The sequence below is a fragment of the Haloferax sp. DFSO52 genome, from assembly GCF_048158745.1.
In the GTDB taxonomy this organism is placed as follows: Archaea; Halobacteriota; Halobacteria; order Halobacteriales; family Haloferacaceae; genus Haloferax.
The window spans coordinates 113,437-129,728 of the sequence record NZ_JBLOPB010000002.1 but is presented as its reverse complement, the minus strand read 5'-3'; the positions used below and the strand labels follow the sequence as shown (position 1 = coordinate 129,728).

17 protein-coding genes and 1 other RNA gene are annotated in these 16,292 nt (G+C 61.5%); 8 read left to right on the top strand and 10 right to left on the bottom strand.

Annotated features, from left to right (window positions below):
* The first annotated feature begins 5 nt into the window (after positions 1–5).
* The 3 genes from ACK3SC_RS10340 (at position 6) to ACK3SC_RS10330 (ending at position 1,131) form a co-directional block, all read left to right on the top strand.
* On the top strand, positions 6–128 hold the full coding sequence (locus ACK3SC_RS10340; protein ID WP_416840095.1) for a hypothetical protein: 123 nt from the start codon (positions 6–8) through the stop codon (positions 126–128).
* Positions 129–130: 2 nt separating this feature from the next.
* Entirely contained in the window at positions 131–418 is a 288-nt protein-coding gene (locus ACK3SC_RS10335) for a hypothetical protein (protein ID WP_416840094.1), read from the top strand.
* 320 nt (positions 419–738) lie between these two features.
* A complete protein-coding gene (locus ACK3SC_RS10330; RefSeq protein WP_416841213.1) occupies positions 739–1,131 on the top strand; it encodes an SHOCT domain-containing protein in 393 nt (130 codons plus the stop codon).
* On the opposite strand, the gene ACK3SC_RS10325 is transcribed toward ACK3SC_RS10330, so the two are convergent.
* The gene (locus ACK3SC_RS10325; RefSeq protein ID WP_416840093.1) at positions 1,128–2,417 is read right to left on the bottom strand and encodes a hypothetical protein; all 1,290 of its coding nucleotides are present in this window, start codon (positions 2,415–2,417) and stop codon (positions 1,128–1,130) included. The two genes, ACK3SC_RS10330 and ACK3SC_RS10325, sit on opposite strands and share 4 nt — an antisense overlap.
* A 331-nt stretch (positions 2,418–2,748) precedes the next feature.
* Between ACK3SC_RS10325 and ACK3SC_RS10320 the strand changes: the two genes are divergently transcribed.
* Positions 2,749–2,886, top strand: coding sequence for a hypothetical protein (locus ACK3SC_RS10320; protein ID WP_416840092.1), 138 nt, complete (start codon positions 2,749–2,751; stop codon positions 2,884–2,886).
* Positions 2,887–2,919: 33 nt separating this feature from the next.
* Here the strand turns inward: ACK3SC_RS10320 and ACK3SC_RS10315 are convergent, their stop codons facing one another.
* Positions 2,920–4,152: an MBL fold metallo-hydrolase gene (locus ACK3SC_RS10315; RefSeq protein WP_416840091.1), complete on the bottom strand. Its 1,233-nt coding sequence runs from the start codon at positions 4,150–4,152 to the stop codon at positions 2,920–2,922.
* 85 nt (positions 4,153–4,237) lie between these two features.
* Between ACK3SC_RS10315 and ACK3SC_RS10310 the strand changes: the two genes are divergently transcribed.
* Entirely contained in the window at positions 4,238–4,534 is a 297-nt protein-coding gene (locus ACK3SC_RS10310) for a hypothetical protein (protein WP_416840090.1), read from the top strand.
* A gap of 61 nt (positions 4,535–4,595) precedes the next feature.
* Here ACK3SC_RS10310 and ACK3SC_RS10305 read toward each other — a convergent pair whose 3' ends face one another.
* The 4 genes from ACK3SC_RS10305 to rnpB form a co-directional block, all read right to left on the bottom strand.
* Positions 4,596–4,913 carry a hypothetical protein gene (locus ACK3SC_RS10305; RefSeq protein ID WP_416840089.1) on the bottom strand — a complete coding sequence of 106 codons (318 nt, stop codon included), beginning with the start codon at positions 4,911–4,913 and terminating at the stop codon, positions 4,596–4,598.
* A 147-nt stretch (positions 4,914–5,060) separates the two neighbouring features.
* Positions 5,061–5,741 carry a hypothetical protein gene (locus ACK3SC_RS10300; RefSeq protein WP_416840088.1) on the bottom strand — a complete coding sequence of 227 codons (681 nt, stop codon included), beginning with the start codon at positions 5,739–5,741 and terminating at the stop codon, positions 5,061–5,063.
* 48 nt (positions 5,742–5,789) lie between these two features.
* The gene (locus tag ACK3SC_RS10295; RefSeq protein ID WP_416840087.1) at positions 5,790–6,911 is read right to left on the bottom strand and encodes a matrixin; all 1,122 of its coding nucleotides are present in this window, start codon (positions 6,909–6,911) and stop codon (positions 5,790–5,792) included.
* Positions 6,912–7,021: 110 nt separating this feature from the next.
* Positions 7,022–7,511, bottom strand: an RNA gene (gene rnpB / locus ACK3SC_RS10290) — RNase P RNA component.
* A 150-nt stretch (positions 7,512–7,661) separates the two neighbouring features.
* Here rnpB and ACK3SC_RS10285 point away from each other — a divergent pair.
* On the top strand, positions 7,662–8,264 hold the full coding sequence (locus tag ACK3SC_RS10285; RefSeq protein WP_416840086.1) for a TIGR00296 family protein: 603 nt from the start codon (positions 7,662–7,664) through the stop codon (positions 8,262–8,264).
* Between the two features lie 127 nt (positions 8,265–8,391).
* Here ACK3SC_RS10285 and ACK3SC_RS10280 read toward each other — a convergent pair whose 3' ends face one another.
* The 3 genes from ACK3SC_RS10280 to ACK3SC_RS10270 all read right to left on the bottom strand — a co-directional run bounded on the left by ACK3SC_RS10280 (position 8,392) and on the right by ACK3SC_RS10270 (position 12,561).
* Positions 8,392–9,543, bottom strand: a complete 1,152-nt coding sequence (locus ACK3SC_RS10280) for a nicotinate phosphoribosyltransferase (protein WP_416840085.1) — start codon at positions 9,541–9,543, stop codon at positions 8,392–8,394.
* 77 nt (positions 9,544–9,620) lie between these two features.
* Positions 9,621–11,042, bottom strand: coding sequence for an Hvo_1808 family surface protein (locus ACK3SC_RS10275; RefSeq protein WP_416840084.1), 1,422 nt, complete (start codon positions 11,040–11,042; stop codon positions 9,621–9,623).
* 58 nt (positions 11,043–11,100) lie between these two features.
* The gene (locus tag ACK3SC_RS10270) at positions 11,101–12,561 is read right to left on the bottom strand and encodes an Hvo_1808 family surface protein (protein ID WP_416840083.1); all 1,461 of its coding nucleotides are present in this window, start codon (positions 12,559–12,561) and stop codon (positions 11,101–11,103) included.
* Positions 12,562–12,702: 141 nt separating this feature from the next.
* Between ACK3SC_RS10270 and ACK3SC_RS10265 the strand changes: the two genes are divergently transcribed.
* Positions 12,703–13,275 (top strand): cysteine hydrolase family protein, encoded by a 573-nt coding sequence (locus ACK3SC_RS10265; RefSeq protein ID WP_416840082.1) that lies wholly within the window; start codon positions 12,703–12,705, stop codon positions 13,273–13,275.
* A 152-nt stretch (positions 13,276–13,427) separates the two neighbouring features.
* Here ACK3SC_RS10265 and ACK3SC_RS10260 read toward each other — a convergent pair whose 3' ends face one another.
* Positions 13,428–13,913 (bottom strand): PaaI family thioesterase, encoded by a 486-nt coding sequence (locus ACK3SC_RS10260; protein ID WP_416841212.1) that lies wholly within the window; start codon positions 13,911–13,913, stop codon positions 13,428–13,430.
* Positions 13,914–14,043: 130 nt separating this feature from the next.
* On the opposite strand from ACK3SC_RS10260, the gene ACK3SC_RS10255 reads away from it, so the two are divergent.
* Positions 14,044–16,284: a PAS domain-containing sensor histidine kinase gene (locus tag ACK3SC_RS10255; protein WP_416840081.1), complete on the top strand. Its 2,241-nt coding sequence runs from the start codon at positions 14,044–14,046 to the stop codon at positions 16,282–16,284.
* The last annotated feature ends 8 nt before the right edge of the window (positions 16,285–16,292 follow it).

Sequence of the window (16,292 nt, the reverse complement as noted above, 5' to 3'; positions counted from 1 at the left end):
TCGGTGTGGTCGCCGTCGTCGTGGCCGCCATCATCGTGGCCGACGGCGAACTCCGAATCGAGTTGGACTACGACGAGTCGGCAGCAGAGCGGTTCACGCGTATCTGGGACGACATCAGGAGGCAGTAAGCGTGCACATTGAACTCGTCGTCGCGAAGGTCATCACGATGGCACTCGGGCTCCTCATCGCTTATCAGGCGTACAAGGGATACACCGAGTACGACAGCAGACCGATGCTCTTCGTCGCGATCGGGTTTCTGTTCATCAGTTTCGGTGCTGTCATCGAGGGTCTCCTCTTCGAAGTCGTGGGGTTGTCGCTCTTTCAGGCAGGGACCATCCAGACGGGTATCGTCACGCTCGGGATGCTCTCTGTCCTCTACTCCCTGTACGGCGTACGACACAGCAGTGACGATTCGTGACCGACGCGCAGTGGACGACTCCATAGGCCACGGCTCGTGGTTGTCGTCAGCGTCACAGCGAATGGAATTCCGTATCGCGTACCCCACCAGTGTCGTTCCTCTGACCAGACTTGGCTGGGGTCCGGCCGTTCGGTACTGCGAGAGTCGGATTCGTCACCGGTGTGGGCGGAACGCCCGGTTCCAAAACCGTTGGGGGATAGATTCCTTGGATTCAAAGGTTGGTGCGGCGAACAACCCCGAGTGACTGAACGAGAAGAGACGTAAACCTTGGACGCGTACGTCGGTATGTGGACGGCCGAGTGCCGTTCAAGATTCCAATTATGACGACGACACGCAACTCGACGCGACTCATCGGTATCGTACTGCTCGCGCTCGTGGCCCTGTTCGTCCTTCCCGTACTCATCGGAATGTCAGGCGCCTTCGGCGGCGGGCCAATGGGGTGGGGCGGCGGGTGGATGCACGACACGTGGATGCACGGCGGCACCGGAGGGTCCATCCCGTGGTGGATGTGGGGGATGGGTCTGTTCGGTCAACTACTCATCCTCACCGTTGTCGTCGGAGGCGGTGTCTTGCTCTTCCGTGCGCTGAGTGGTGACCGAACCGGTGACGACGCGCTGGATGAACTCCGGCGGTCGTACGCACGGGGCGATATCGACGACGACGAGTTCGACCGGCGGCGTGCCCGCCTCGAGCGAGACGGCACGCAGCACTAACGACGGTCGGCGGCCACTGCACGCGCAGATTTTCCGGGCGGGTCGAGTGCGCTCGTGTCTACCCAGCGGGTGAACCGTCGTCTGATGTCCTCCCAGTCGTCGTTCGACTTCGGTGACTCGTCTCCCGTCGCCATCTGAACTGGCAGGTCCGAGTTGAGATATGCGTAGGACATGATACTCGGGTACTCTTCGATAGACGCCTCGTAGGAGTCGACACCCGGACTGTCGCTTCCGTGGACGCCGAGCAGGTGAGCGATTTCGTGGATGTAGAGGCGGTCAGTCTGGTCGCGTTCGGCGATGGCGATTCGGCCACCGTTCGCAGTCGCACGAACCTGTCGGTCCCCGATGAAGACGGCCTCCGTGAGGAAGATGTACTGATAGCCACTGTCTGCGCGGTCGAAGTCTGCGACGACGCGCGCTGGATAACTCACGTTTGCGACTCGGAGCGTCGTCAGATTCGTCTCGTCGACGACGAAGTGAACCGAAAAGCCGGTCGAACCATCAGGGTTTTCGACCGGTGCCGACGCAAAGAACGCAGCTGCGTTGTCTAGGGCAGTCCAGTTCACCGTGGTCGTGTGGTACGCATCGACTTCGAAGTAGAGGTCTTTTCGAAGCGGGTCGGCACCGGGAAACAGGTGCGGTGCGCCGTAGACTTCGATTCCGTCACTGAGTTTGTCGCCGTCAGTATCTTGCAGCGTCGGGTCGGTTCCGATTCGTCGTTCGAGGTCGTCTGAGAGTCCATCACCGTCTGTATCTGGGCCTGACGTTGCATCTGAGACGGTCGGCGACAACCCGAGACGGAACTCGGTGCTGTCGAGGATACCATCGTCGTCTGTGTCGTTGTCGAGTGGGTCGGTGTCGTATCTAACGACCTCGGCCAGATCGTCGAGGCCATCTCCGTCGGTATCCGAGGAGGAGACGTCGGTGCCGACCGATAGCTCTAATCGGTCGTCGAGGCCGTCTCCATCGGAATCCACCCACGACGGTTCCGAGGCGAGTGGTGGTTTGTCGACGGTTTCGAGTGTTTCAGCCGAATACAACTCCTGGTTCGAATCGACAGGGTTCCCGTGAGCGTCAGTGAGTGGGAAGTTGTCGGGGGAGTGAGCGAAACGAACGGACCCAACAGGAGTCTGTGTCTCCGCTGAGACGGTGTCCACATTCGTCGAGTACGCACCATCGTAGTCACTCGCAGAGACGACCGACATCGGAGAGAACCCGACAGTCGCACTCGCCGTCACTGGGAGCGTGAGAAGGACGATGACGACGATGAGTTGGGTTGAGACCATCAGGTGTCTGGTGAGGCGGGCAATCGAAACGGGCAGTCACGAGCGAAGGGTAACCGAGTGGACCCTACTGTCACAGCAGAATCCTGAACGATTGACAGAATAGACGCGACTATCAGCCATAGTTATAGTACGCGTGACACGATTAAGCACGGCCTAGATGGTGTGGTGAAAGAGAACGAACAGAGAACCACAGATTTGGCTCCGAACGGACACGTTGGGGGTCAAATTGCTGTTTAGCCACAGGGTACTCGAGGAGAAGAGAACGGCCGTGGCGACTGTACTGACCGGTGCCAACCGGAATAGTTTTCTTCTTTTAGGCCAACCTAAAAGTATGGGCGAACCGTCGCAGTCTGGTGGTCCGTGGGCAGTGTTCAAACACTTCCACCCACAGCGAACGCGACTCCGTGTTTCGGCGTGTGTCGCAGCGAGTCGGTCGATGCACGTCGTGTCCGAAGCGGACACGGAGTAATCGAGGTACTTGTTTTCGGTCGGAGAGCGTAGTTCAGAACTCGACGACAGTACCGACTTCTGGTGCAGTCGCCTCGTGTCCGTCCGCGCGAAGTTCTTCTGCAAATGCCGCACAGCGGTCGCCGTGATTGACGAAGACTGGAACGCCCTGATACGAGTCGAGAAACGCGCGGAGGCCGTGTCTGTCGGCGTGAGCGGAGAAGTCGTACATCTCGGCGCGGGCGGCGACGGGGACGACACCGCCGTTGAGTTCACACCGCCCACGTTCGACGAGTTCGCGACCCGGTGTTCCGTCTACCTGATAGCCGGTGAGACAGATTTTGTTCGTCGGGTCCTGTCTGATTTCGGGAATGTAGGTCATCGCCGGGCCACCCGAGAGCATCCCACTCGTCGTGACGATGACGGTGTTCTGGCGAGCGATGCGCCGTCGCTGGCCATCGCGTCCCGAGACGATTCTCGCGTTCGACTTCGCTCGTTTGAGCGCCGCCGGGTCGCGAAGATACTCTGGGTGGTTTCGAAGCATCTCGAGAACCTGCGTCCCCATTCCATCGACGTAGCAATCGATGTCGTGGGCGTCAAGCACCATCAGTAGTTCCTGTGTTCGACCGATGGCAAACGCAGGGACGACGACGGTGCCGCCCTGCCAGATGGTCGTCCGGACGGATTCGACGAATCGCGCTTCGACGGTCGCTCGGTCTTCGTGTTCGACGTCTGAGTACGTCGATTCGCAGATGACGACATCTGCATCGGGGCGGTCGGTGGTTCCGCTGACCAACCGCTGGTCGTCAGTGTGGAAGTCAGCGGTGTAGAGCAGTCGCGTCTCACCATCGTCGACGAGGACGTGTGCGCTTCCGGGGATGTGGCCTGCGTTGTAGAAGGTGACCTCGTGCCCAGCAGCCTCGAACGTCTCGCCGTACTCGTGCGGTTCGGACTGTTGGGTCATCCGTCGGATGTGCGTCTCGGTGAACGGACAGTCGTAGGTCCCACCGTGGAGTTTGAGCGTGTCGCGCGCGAGCGTCAGCGCGAGTTCGTACGTTGGCGGCGTCCAGTGGACTGCCGGCCACTCGGAACCGGAGAGGAGTGAGGGGACCGTCCCGACGTGGTCGAGGTGGCCGTGAGAGACGACGACTGCGTCGGGGTCGACCGACCCGACGGGGAACTGTGGTGGGTTCCCGGTCATCATCCCGTAGTCGAGGAGCAGCGAGTCGTTGACGAGTATCGCGCTGCGCCCGACTTCCCCGGCCCCGCCGAGGAACTGGAGTTGCATTGCCTATGCGTACCGACTGGAGCGGCTTTTGCCCGTCGGTCCGGTCGGCACACCAGTTTTTACCGTTACACAACCACCAGCGAACGTGACAGACTCGGACCTCCAGCAACTCGTCGAAGCGCTTCAGGAGCACCTCGCAGCGACGGCGACACTGCCCGTCCGCGAAGATGCGAGTCGATGGCTGGGTGAAGCGGAGGCCGTTGCGACCGACCTCACAACTGCTCCACTCCCCAGTGCAGACGTGACTCGAACGCGTCTCGGGCACGTCGAACACCTCCTCGAACAGGTCGACGGAACCGACGATGCGGAGGCCGACCGACACGTCGAAGCGGCGCGCGAATCGCTTGCCGAGGCACTCGCTGCGCTCGACGGTCAAAACTGAGACGAGCACGTTCCGACCCTGCAGAAGAGAAACTCACGACAGCACGTTCACCGATTACGGCTCACGGTTCGGGGATGTGGCGAACCTGAAACTCGCGGTAACTCCCGTACGCCGCTTCGAGCGCGCCGAGCCACCAGTTCCACCGCGTCGCAGGCCCACCTTCTGGCGCATCGCGGAGGTTGCGGATAATCTCGTCTGCGGTGAGCACAGCGCCGCGGTCTACTTCTGCTTGCCCCGAGTCGGCGAGGTCGCGGGCCTGTCGGGCGACGACGTGCCGCTCTCCGGGGGTTCCGCCGAACTCGGAGAGTGCGTCGAGAAACACCTCCTCGTCGAAGGAGAGCTGAGAGTTACCGTGGCTATCGGTGGGTATCACACTCATGCTACGCGTCCGAACCCAAAGAATCGCTCGGCTACGGTATACTCTGCGCACAACGTCCCAGCGTGATTCGACCGCAGTCCTGTGGACAGTCTCACTCTCGTGGTCAGGTCAGTCCGGGAGCGGACAGCGTAATCGCCAGCGGGCAGATTAGTCGCCAGCGCTGTCGGCGATTGCCTCGAGAGCACGCCGAACCTCGGCTGCTCGGCCAGTCGGAACTGAGACGACCGGCCAACTCGCAGCCCCACGTGTTCCCACGAACCGAAGTCGAAAGACGACGACACCACCGACCCGGTGTGTGGTCACCGACTGGAGGTCGGTGAGGTCCAACACGCTGTCTCGACCGATGCGCGACGAGATGCTGAGCGACGCGGCCTCGACATCGACGGTCCCTGCCGTCCGGAGAATCGAGACGGTGAGAGCGGTGAGAATCCCGACGAAGAGGTAGGCGGCGAGGACGGGCGGATACTGAATAGCGAGAACGACTGCACACACGCCGAGGACGCTCGCGAGGATGAACGGTCGGAGTCGAATCGTCTCGATAGTCGGGAAGTTCTCGCGAAGTGACCCGCCTGCGGCGACTACTGCGATGATGACGAGCATGAACGGGCCACCGAAGAAGAGAGCCAGGGCGACGAACGCGACGAGTCTGTACTCTCCGAGGCGACTCGCGCCAACGGTGGCAAGTCCGATGAGGATTCCCGCGACGAGGATGGTACCACCGACGAGTGCGGTTGCGTCGTGGCTGAGGAGTTCACCGAAGCCGCCACTGTCGTCACTCGACCACGAGACGACTGTCAACGGCGGCGACTGCGACTTCTCGGGAGACACGGTATCGTAGTTCACCTCGACGGTATTTCAATTCCATCAGTCGCAGCGTTACGTCCACCACTCACTCCGTCGCTCGGAGTACGTCGCGTCTCGGAATGGGTCAGGTTTGTCGGCGTCGTCTTCTGCGCCGAGATAGTGAGCCGTCCAGTAGCCGACGTGCCAGCCAACGGCGTCGGTGTCGAGATCGACGAGGACGACTTCGAAGCGGTCGTACGTTTCCAATGCGTCGTCGCCGTCGGGGTCGTATCCACTGACGGCGGCACACGAAGCAGCACCCTCGCCACACGGTGACTCCTCGGCGAACGAAATCCGAACCTCTGCGTCTTCGGGGTCGTCGACGTAGGTGTACGTCAGATTGTCGGGCATCCCCGGAGCGCCCGCTTCGAAGTAGTCGAAGGCGTGTTGAATCTGGTCACGTGCTTCCGCAGGGTCGGTCGAACCGGAGTCGTCCACGTAGACCGTGAACTCCGGGTCGTCCCACGGGAACGCCTTCTCGGTGGCGTTCGTTCGCGGGAGTGTGTAGAGGATGCCCGTCGAGTTCATCAACGAGGCCGGTTCGTCACCGTGGGCGAGACCAAGCGTGTGACCCAGCTCGTGTTCGGTGATTTCGACGGTCGAATCGTCACCGAATCCCGTTTTGACGTACACCGTGGCTGGGCGCTCAATCTGGCGTCTGTCCGTGATGTAGGGCGCACACCCGACGGCGTCCGCCTGCCCGCTACACTCTGGAATCTCGTCTGAGAACTGGACGATGATGTCGGGATTACGAGCGTCTGAATCCACCGCGTATTCGATTTCGTAGCCGAGATACCGCGCGTCGTTCTGCTCCCAGAACACCGTCGCTTCGCGAACGAGTGTTTCGTAGTCTCGGCCGTCGTTTGGTGCCTCTACGTCGACGATGACCGGGTCAGACCCCCACGGTCCGTAGCCCGATGCAGGTGGGTACGTGGTCGTCGCTTGGGCCGTCGGTGTTGCCGTCTGTGTCGCCGTTTCCGTGGACTCCGGTGCCGTCGTTGTGGTCGTGGGTGGCGTCTCGCTCTCCGTCGTAGCGGGTGTCTCGCTCGGTGTCTCTATCGGCGTCGTTACTGGCGAGCCGTCACCCGGAAGGGCTGGTGCCGTACACCCAGCCAGTGCGACGAGGAGGACAAAGAGGACGGGGAGTCCACGCATACACAGAGAGTGGTGTCAGGTTGGCAAGAATGTTTATCTACGGAATCGCATCGGGCAGCGACGCAGCGACCGAACGATTCGACGTGGCTGTCGCTCTGTCGTTCGAAATCGGCTGAGAGGAGTAAGCCCCCTTCTGTTCGTCCCAGCATTCGGCTAAGCGTCCGCGTCCTTCTCGGGGCGGACCCCGAGGGCACGCCGGGCGAACCCGACGCGCCGTCCGGACTACCTTCACGGCGCGGACTTGCACCGGTGAGGATTCACCGTTCCATCCATTCTCGACCGTCGGCGTGTAGACGAGGCCACACGCAACGACTCGCGGCTTCGCCGCTCGTTCGTTCGGAGATGGCGATGCCATCTCCCAGCCCTCTGTGGGTTATCTTCCTCCCCTTACGGGTCGGTTCGCGTACGGGCGAGTTGCCTCGTTCGTACCGGCGACGACCGAAGTCGTCACACGCACATCATCGGTCGGGTCGAGGGGTGTCGTTTCTGTTCCAGAGCCAGCCGTCTCCGACTCCGGGCTTGCGCCCGGTCACCTGTCCAGACGGTGGGGGGACTTTCCTCATGCCCGAGTATGGGCACGGGAACTGGGCTCTCTCTGCCGAGTTATTCTAGCCCAGTCCCCCGGATAAGCGGTTCGATTGGGGAGGTCGAATCGGCCCGATTCTGCGATTTATGTGGTAATTAATCGACGTAACAATCGATTAACAGTCGAGGGAAGCGTTGAAGTCAACACAGGCCGTGAATAGTAGTATGTCCGAGGCGCAGACCGTACACCTCACCTACGAGGATGGGGCGCGGGCGGTCGAACTGGCGCGGGAATCGGTCGAATCGTACGTTCTCCACGGGCAACGAGAACAACCGGGGAGTATGCGTGACGCGTTTTACGCACGAACGGGGGCGTTCGTTCGTATCAAGTCAACACGCGGGCGTGGGCGGCTCCGGGGCTGTGCAGGGGCGTATCGTGGGAAAGACCAACTGGGCCACGCAATCGTCGACGCCGCTATCAAGGCGTCGTCCGGCGACTCGTGTCAAACCGAAATCGAGGCACCGGAGCTACCGAACCTCAACATCTCGGTCTGCATCGTTAACAGTTACACACTTACTAACGACCCTGTTGCAGACCTCGAACTCGGGAAACACGGCATCGCCATCGACGCCGGTGGCACCCACGGATGGATGTATCCGACGCTCCCGCTCGAGCTCGGATGGTCCAAAGAAGAGTTCCTGACGAACGCCTGCCGCAAATCCGGGCTCTCGCCACTCGCGTGGCAAGACGAAGACACGATGATCACCCTCTTCGAGGGGCAGGTCTTCCGCGAGCGCGAAGACGGGGGCAGCGTCGAAGCGCTGTAAGTTCGGTTACACCGTAATCTGTTACTCGACTGGGCGACTGCCGAGTACATCGTCTAGACAGCCGAACGCATCGTCTAGGCGCCCGAACGAAGCCATCGGGAGAACCAAGACCCGTGACCAGTCGGCGCTAGTCGTCTCCAAATCCGACGCGCTTTGCGTCCTCACGTGCCCGCCTCGTCGCCGCATCGAGGTCGAAGTCGCGGACGATTTCGCCGTCTCGGATGAGAGGTTCGAGCAGCGAGTCGCCATCGGTCGGGCCGGGCGTCCCCCGCAGGCCGATGTGGTGGCCGCCGTCGGCCGTGCGGTAGACTTCTTTGACGCCCGAGAGTTTTCCACGCTTGGCCGCCAGTTCGCCGTTCACTTCGACGATGTCGAGCGCGAAATCCACGGGGTTCGCGTTCGAGATGTAGCCGCCGACGCCGAAGCCATCGACCACGTCACGGAGGGAGCGAAGTTCGTCGGGGCCGAGGCCACCGCTGACGAAGATGCCGACGTCGTCGTGGCCGCGGGCGTCGAGTTCCCAGCGAACTTCGCGGACGATGTGACGGAAGTTCCCTCGACGTGACGACGTCGTGTCGAGGCGAACGCTGTCGAGGCGGTCACCGAGCGTCTCGACTGCGCGGAGGACTTCCTCGGTTTCGTCGCCGTAGGTGTCACAGAGGGCGATTCGCGGCACGTCTTCCGGCACTGCTTCGTCGAAGGCGCGGAACGCATCGGACTGGTTCCCGCGACCGAAGGCGATGAGGAGTGCGTGGGGCATCGTCCCCGATGCTTCCTTCCCTAGAATCTCGCCCGCGGCGACGTGCGAGAAGCCATCGATGCCGGCGACGAGTGCGCTTCGTTCGACCATCGCCGCGATAGCGGGGTGGACGTGGCGCGCCCCGAAGGAGAAAATCGGAGACTCAGGTGCGGCGGTCCGCACCTCGAGCGCCGCAGTCGCACAGCCAGACGCATGCGAAAGAAATCCGAGGAGTGAGGTCTCGAATCGGGCGAATTCGAGGTAGTTCCCTTCGATACGCATCACCGGGCCGCCGTCGAAGAGTTGGCCCTCGTACATCGCATCGACATCGATATCGTGGCCTTCGAGGAGTGCCGCCGCGTCTTTCACACCGGCGAACACCTCGAACTCACCATCGGGGAACTGGTCCGCAGTCACCTCGGCGACGACGCGAGGGTTCTTTCCCGCGTGCCTGAGGGTGTCCTCGGTCCGCTGAAAGTAGGCGTCGGTCGCGACGCCTTCGCGGATGGCCTCGGAACCGACGATGTCGAACTCGGTCATTATCGTGAGTTCCCGCTGCGCGATGAAAAAGGTACATAATCGGTTCTGGCGGTCGAAGAGGAATCTTCTTCAACGACTCACTCGGGGTGCACTTCGGCTAACGCATCGACGGTCGGCGCGTTGACGATCGTGACCGTGTCGTTCTGTCGAGTGACGCGATAGGCGTCGGCGAACGGGCCCGTTTCGAGGAGGTAGGTGTTCGGTGCGACTCGTTTCGCGCCGAGTCGGAGTTGGAGAATCGTCGTCACGTATTTGGTCTCGAACACCTCGGCGTCTGCCTCTGAATCCCAGACGATCCGCCAGACGTAGGCGCGTTGGTTCGGATTCGTCTCCCACTCGTCGTCGGACGCGGGGCGGTAGGGAACGACGAGGTCACCGGCCCATCCCTTCGAGGGTCCTGCCGAGTAGTTGTACGCCGAGTACTGCCCCGTGTTTCGGTTGAGGTCGGTTCGGTCGATAGCCCCGTGTTTCCAGAGCATCGCGTAGATAGACGCCTCACCGACGGTGTCACCCACCGGGTCGTGGTCGTACCGAACCCACTCGTCGGAGGACCGGTCTTCGATACGCACCTCCACTGGTTGCTCGTCGGGATACGTCTCGGGGTGGATAATCTGTTCGGTGGACACCGGGGGCATCGCGTACGCATCGTTGACTGCCGCCCACCCGCCGCGTTCGCGCAGCTCGGAGACGAACGTCGGGCCCTCGCTGTAGGGGGTGTAGATGGTCAAGAAGACTGGGTAGTCGAACGACCCACCGATAGAGCCAGACCCAGATCCAGACGGCCGGGGGACACACTCCCAGTCGTCAGCACACCGTTCTTCGTAGAGTCGGTCCACGTATCTGGCGTCACCCTCGACGAGACCGTTTTCTGCGAGTTGTCGGTCCTGTGTCGGCGGCGACCCGTCGATACCGAACTGCTGGTCCTGTAACGCGTGGTGGAGTTCGTGGGCGAGTGTCTGCCGGTCCACGACTGGGTCGCCCTCGTCACTGATGAGGACGATTCGGTCTTCCGACGGCGAGTAATAGCCGAGGACTGCCCCGCCGTAGATTTCGCCGAACACCTCGTCGATGGTTCGATCTTCGCCGACCAACAGAATCGACTCCCACACCTGGTCGTTCCAGTCGGAGTGGATGACGGCCGACTCGTTGTCGGGGTTGGTGTCGAACTGCGACTGGTTACGGTATTCAGCGCGCGAGATGACTTCGATAGGGACCGTGTCGGTGAATTCGAGTTCTCGGATGACCTCGACGCGGGCCATCGTCCGGTTGACGAACGCGGCGCGTTCCGTCGCGTTGAGGCCGTCAGACTGGTTCACGTCGATAGATTCGTTGTACCAGTACCCACCTTCCCACCCGAGTCGGTCAGTCGGTGGGTCGTCGGGCCACGACCAGTCGCCTTCGGTATCTGCCGTCGCATCCGGGTTCACCGCAGGTGCGGCGCAGCCGGCGACGACGACGAAAATAACCGAGAGGAGAGCGGCGAGTCGCGGCCGATTCATAGACTGAAACGGTACGCGAGGAGGGAAAAACGTCCCGGCAGGCTGGTTGTCGCTCGCGTTACGAGGCCAGACTCGGTCGAATCTCGTTTACATCCCCGGGTTCGGGGCCGTTGACGATGACCACTCGGTCACCGGTTCGGACGACGCGGAAGGCGTCGTTGAACTCGCCAGATTCGATGACGTAGATGCCGTCTGCCTGCTGGGTCGCGCCGTTGGCTTCGAGGATGTTCAGATACGCATCCTCGAACTCGCGGGCGTCACCCTCGGAGTCCCACGTGGTGACCCAGACGTACCCGTACTCGGTTTCGCTGCCGGCCTCGTTCTGGTATGGGAACACTCGGTCGTTGCCCCACCCGGCGGACGCAGGAGCGTCGTAGTTGTACGTGTCGTACTTCGCGTTCGTGTCGACGATGGTCTGTGGGTTTATCGTCTCGGCACCGGACACGCGGGCTTGATACCAGAACATCGCGAAGATAGACGCTTCGCCGACAGTGTCAGCGCCATCGACACCCTGTTCGGAGAACGTCGTCCATCCGTTCGTCGCTCCGTCTTCGAAGGCGATGGGAACGGGTTCCTCGTCGGTGACGTGGATTGTCTGCTCAGAGGATGCTGGTGGGTTGCGAAGTGCGTCGTTGACGGCTTCCCAGCCACCATCCTCGTAGAGCGTGTTCAGGTAGACGGGGCCGTCAGAGTAGGGTTGGAAGATGGTGAGCAGAATTCCGAGATTCGGGCCGCTGCCGTCTCCGGACGCGTCACCGCCGCCGTTCGCAGCGGGAGTCTTCACGCAGTCCCACGCACCGGACTCACACTTCTCGGTGTACATGAGTTCGACGAGTTTCGCGTCGCCTTCGACGACACCGCTAACTGCGAGTTGGCGGTCTTGTGTCTCGCCACTGTATCGTTCGTCGGTCAGGTCGAACTGCTGGTCTTGGAGTGCGTGCTGGAGTTCGTGAATCAGCGTCGCGTTGTTAATCGTCGGCGCACCGGTCGAGTCGGTGACGATTTTGATTTCGTCGTCGGTCGGTGAGTAGAATCCGAGGACAGCACTGCTGGTCGTCTCGGTGATTGCCTCTCCGCTTCCGGTCGATTCACCGGTGATGAACAGCGCTTCCCACACCTGGTCGTTCCAGCGGTTGAACTCCGAGTCGGCCGGGCCGGAACTGTTGGCGTTGCTGCTGCGGTACTCCTCGCGGGAGATGACGTTCACCGGGACCGTCTCCTGGAATTCGAGTTCCCGGATGTGTTCGACTCGTGCCATCCCACGGGCGACGTAGGCTTCGAGTTCTGAATCGTTGAGACCGTCAGACTGGTCGACTGCAATCGGTTCGTCGTACCAGTAGCCATTCTCCCAGCCGAGTACGTCGCTGTCGGGGTCTTCGAACCCGGTTCGGTCGGGGTCCGGTGTTGCAGGAGGAGAACTGTCGCTCCCCGCTGCGCCGGGTGTCGCCGTCGGGGCGGCACATCCAGCGAGAAGCAAGAGGGTAGCGACCAAGATAGCACGCAAGCCAATCGTTCGCATATCGTACTCTTGGTCTGGGCAGGGAAGTACCTTGTCCGACATAACCACCGAAACCAACAGCATACGCGACGATGAGGGAGTGCCACAGCGCCATCCGCGACGGCGTGTACTGTTTTGGTCGTTGCTGTTCAACCATCGAGTATGAGACTCGACCCGACACGAACTGCCGTCGTCGTCGTGGATATGCAAAACGGCTTTTGTCATCCCGACGGGAGCCTGTTCGCCCCGGCGAGTGAGACAGCCATCGAAGCCGTCACCACACTCGTCTCGCTGGCGCGAGCGGCAGGGGCCCACATCGTCTACACGCAGGACGTCCACCCCCCGGAGCAGTTCGACGATGCGCACTACTACGACGAGTTCGAGCGCTGGGGCGAACACGTCGTCGAAGGGACGTGGGACGCCGAGTTACACGACGGACTCGACGTGCGTGACGAAGACCTCGTCGTCGAGAAACACACCTACGACGCGTTCTACCAGACGCAGTTAGACGGCTGGCTCGACGCCCACGGTATCGACGACCTGCTCATCTGCGGCACGCTCGCGAACGTCTGTGTCCTCCACACTGCCGGCAGTGCCGGTCTGAGAGATTACCGACCCGTCATAGTCACCGACGCGCTCGGCTATCTCGAACCAGCACACAAGGAGTACGCCGTCGACCACGCCGACTGGTTGTTCGGTGAGACGACGACGCTCGACGACATCGAATTCGAGTGAGTTCGCGGTTCGTCGGTACGCACTCTGCTCAATCAGTGAAGCGTCGGTACGCACTCTGCTCAATCAGTGAAGCGTCGGTACGCACTCTGCTCAATCAGTGAAGCGCCGATACGCACTCTGCTCAATCAGTGAAGCGTCGGTACGCACTCTGCTCAATCGCGGAAGAGTCGGTACGCGCCCTGCCCAGTCGCGACAGCGTCGTCCCAGTCGCTCGACGGAGATTGCCTCCTCGCGACGTTCGAGTCTTCTTTCGGGTCAGTGCTGACGACGGTGATGGTGCTGACGCCGACGCTTCCACCTGCACGGATGACTTCGGCGACCGCGGTCAGGTCGCCAGACGCACGTCGGAGGTAGTTCACGTTGAGATTGATCGTGGCAACGCCGCCGGTGAGCGGGTCGTCGAGCATCGTCCGGAGGGCGATACCACCTGCCGTGTCGATGAGCGTCGCCGCGATACCACCGTGGATCGTCGGCGGTGAGACCGTGTTCGTGAGTTTCTCGTCGTACGGGATGGTCATCACGAGTCGACCGCGTTCGATGGCGTCGACGCGGGTGTTGAGCCACGAGAGGTAGCCGTGTTCCTCCTCGATATGCCGCTGGACGATCGCCGCGGCCTCGGCAGGGAACTCGTCGATCATACCACGAACGAGTAGGCCGGTCGGCATGTAACCGACGGTCCTCGTCTCTCAGGAACGAGTCGGTCACGGTGGACCCAACAAACGCCTCGGTTGGCGTGGGATATTTACCGACACCCAGAATCGTAGACGTATGAGCGAGTCCCGTGTCTTCCTCGTGGGTGAAGATGCCTCGTTACTCTGCGATGCTCTCGAGCGACGCGGATTCGCAGTGGAGACAGTCGCCCGCAGGTCGGCAGTCTTCGAGACGCTCGACGGCCCGGTCAAAAGCGTCGTCGTAGACGGCCGTTCCGAAGCCGAGTCGAACGGCAAGTTCGTCTCACGTCTCCGCGATCACGTCGGGGCGGTTCCAGTGTATCTTGTCGTCGACGACCCAGACTACATCACGCCGACAGTCCTCGGTGACGATGCAATCGGCGTCCACCGGTCGAGCGTCGTCGAAGACACCGAAGCGTTCGCCGCTCGCGTCGAATGTGCCATCGAATTCTTCGAGTCGGTGATTCCCGGTGAGAGTGACTCACTGTACCGAACCATCGTCGAACAGAGCCACGATGCCATCTTCGTCGCCCAAGATGGCGACGTTCGGTTTTGCAACCACCGACTCGCCGAACTGACCGGTCACACTGACGACGAACTCGTCGGGAAGACGGTGTTAGACATCATCCACCCCGACGACAGACAGCGAGTCAGCGAGATTTCTGAACGGCGTCGTCGCGGTGACGACGCCCCGGAGAGTTACGAGGTCCGTGTCGTCGGGACAGACGACGAAGTGCGACAGTGTTCGGCCAACGTACAGAGTATCGAGATTCACGGAGAGTACGGTGTCCTCGTCACGTTACGTGACGTCACCGAACAACGGACCTACGAATCGCAACTCCATCACTACGAGACGATCGTCGAGTCGATTCAACAGGGTGCCTACGTCGTCGACCGAAACTTCGTCCTCCAGTACATCAACGAACCGGCATCGGACCGAACTTCGATGCCTCGGGACACACTCATCGGGAAGCATATCTCGGTCTTCCGTGAACACGGAATCCTTCCCGAAGATCAGTACTCACAGTTCGTGGCAGGACTCGAAAACATTCTCGCCGGCGAGAGTACCGGCGAACGCTTCGAACTGGACGTCTCGCTCGCATCCGGCGAGTACGTCATCGATTTTACCATCACACCGATTCACGGGACCGGCGGTGAGATTACCGGTGCAGTCGGCCTCTCGTCGGATATTACCGCCCGGAAACGATACGAAGAACGACTCAATGCGCTCCACGTCTCGACGCGACAGTTGAGCGCGGCGACGAGTAAAGCAGCAGTCCTCGACGGCGTCTGTGAGGCGGCGGTCGACGTACTCGATTACGACCTCTGTGGCGTCCTCCTCTACGACGACTCACTCGACGCACTCGTTCCGACGAAGTTCACCGAACAGGCAGAAGAACTGTTCGGCGACGTGCCACCATTGCCCCGCGGAACCGGTCTCGCGTGGGAGGTGTTCGAGTCTGGCACCGAGCGCTTCTACGAGGACGTTGGATCTGAACCACGCCGCTACAATCCACGGACCGACATCGTCGAGGAGCTGATGGTCCCGATACCCGAGTACGGCGTCTTCTTCGTGGGAGCACTCACCGAAGGTGCGCTGGGAGACCAGCGTGTGGCGCTCGCCAGGGTGCTGGCATCGAACGCCCGAGCAGCGCTCGGACGGGTCGAACGCGAACAGTTGCTCCGACAGCGCGAACGTGAACTCGCCCGGCAGAACGAGCAGCTCGAATCGTTCGCGTCGGCCGTCTCCCACGACTTACAGAACCCGCTCAACATCGCGATGGGCTATCTCGAACTCGCTCGCGAAGAGGACGACTCCGATGCACTCCAACGCGTCGCCAACGCCCACGAGCGAATCGGCACGATTATCCAAGACGTGCTGGCGCTCGCTCGAAACGGCCAAACGGTCGAAGAGGTCGAGCAAGTCTCACTCGAAGCAGTTGCGATGCAAGCGTGGAAAACCGCTGCAGCAAACGCTCCGAACGCGACACTCGAAATCGTCGACGGCGACGTTGTGATAGACGCCCACAGAAGCCGCCTCCAGCAACTGCTCGAAAACCTCATCTCCAACGCGATTCGCCACGGCGGTGACGACGTGACGGTTCGAATCGGCCCGCTCGAAGACCGCGACGGGTTCTTCGTCGAAGACGACGGGGTAGGAATCTCGTCGAGCGACCTCCCTCGAATCTTCGAAGCGGGGTACACGACGAGCGAGAAGGGCTCTGGGTTCGGCCTGACGATCGTTCAGAGCGTCGTCAACGCCCACGGGTGGAGCATCTGGTACTCCGACAGCGACGAAGGCGGCGCGCGATTCGAAATCACGACCCAGTCGTCGTGAGAGCGACG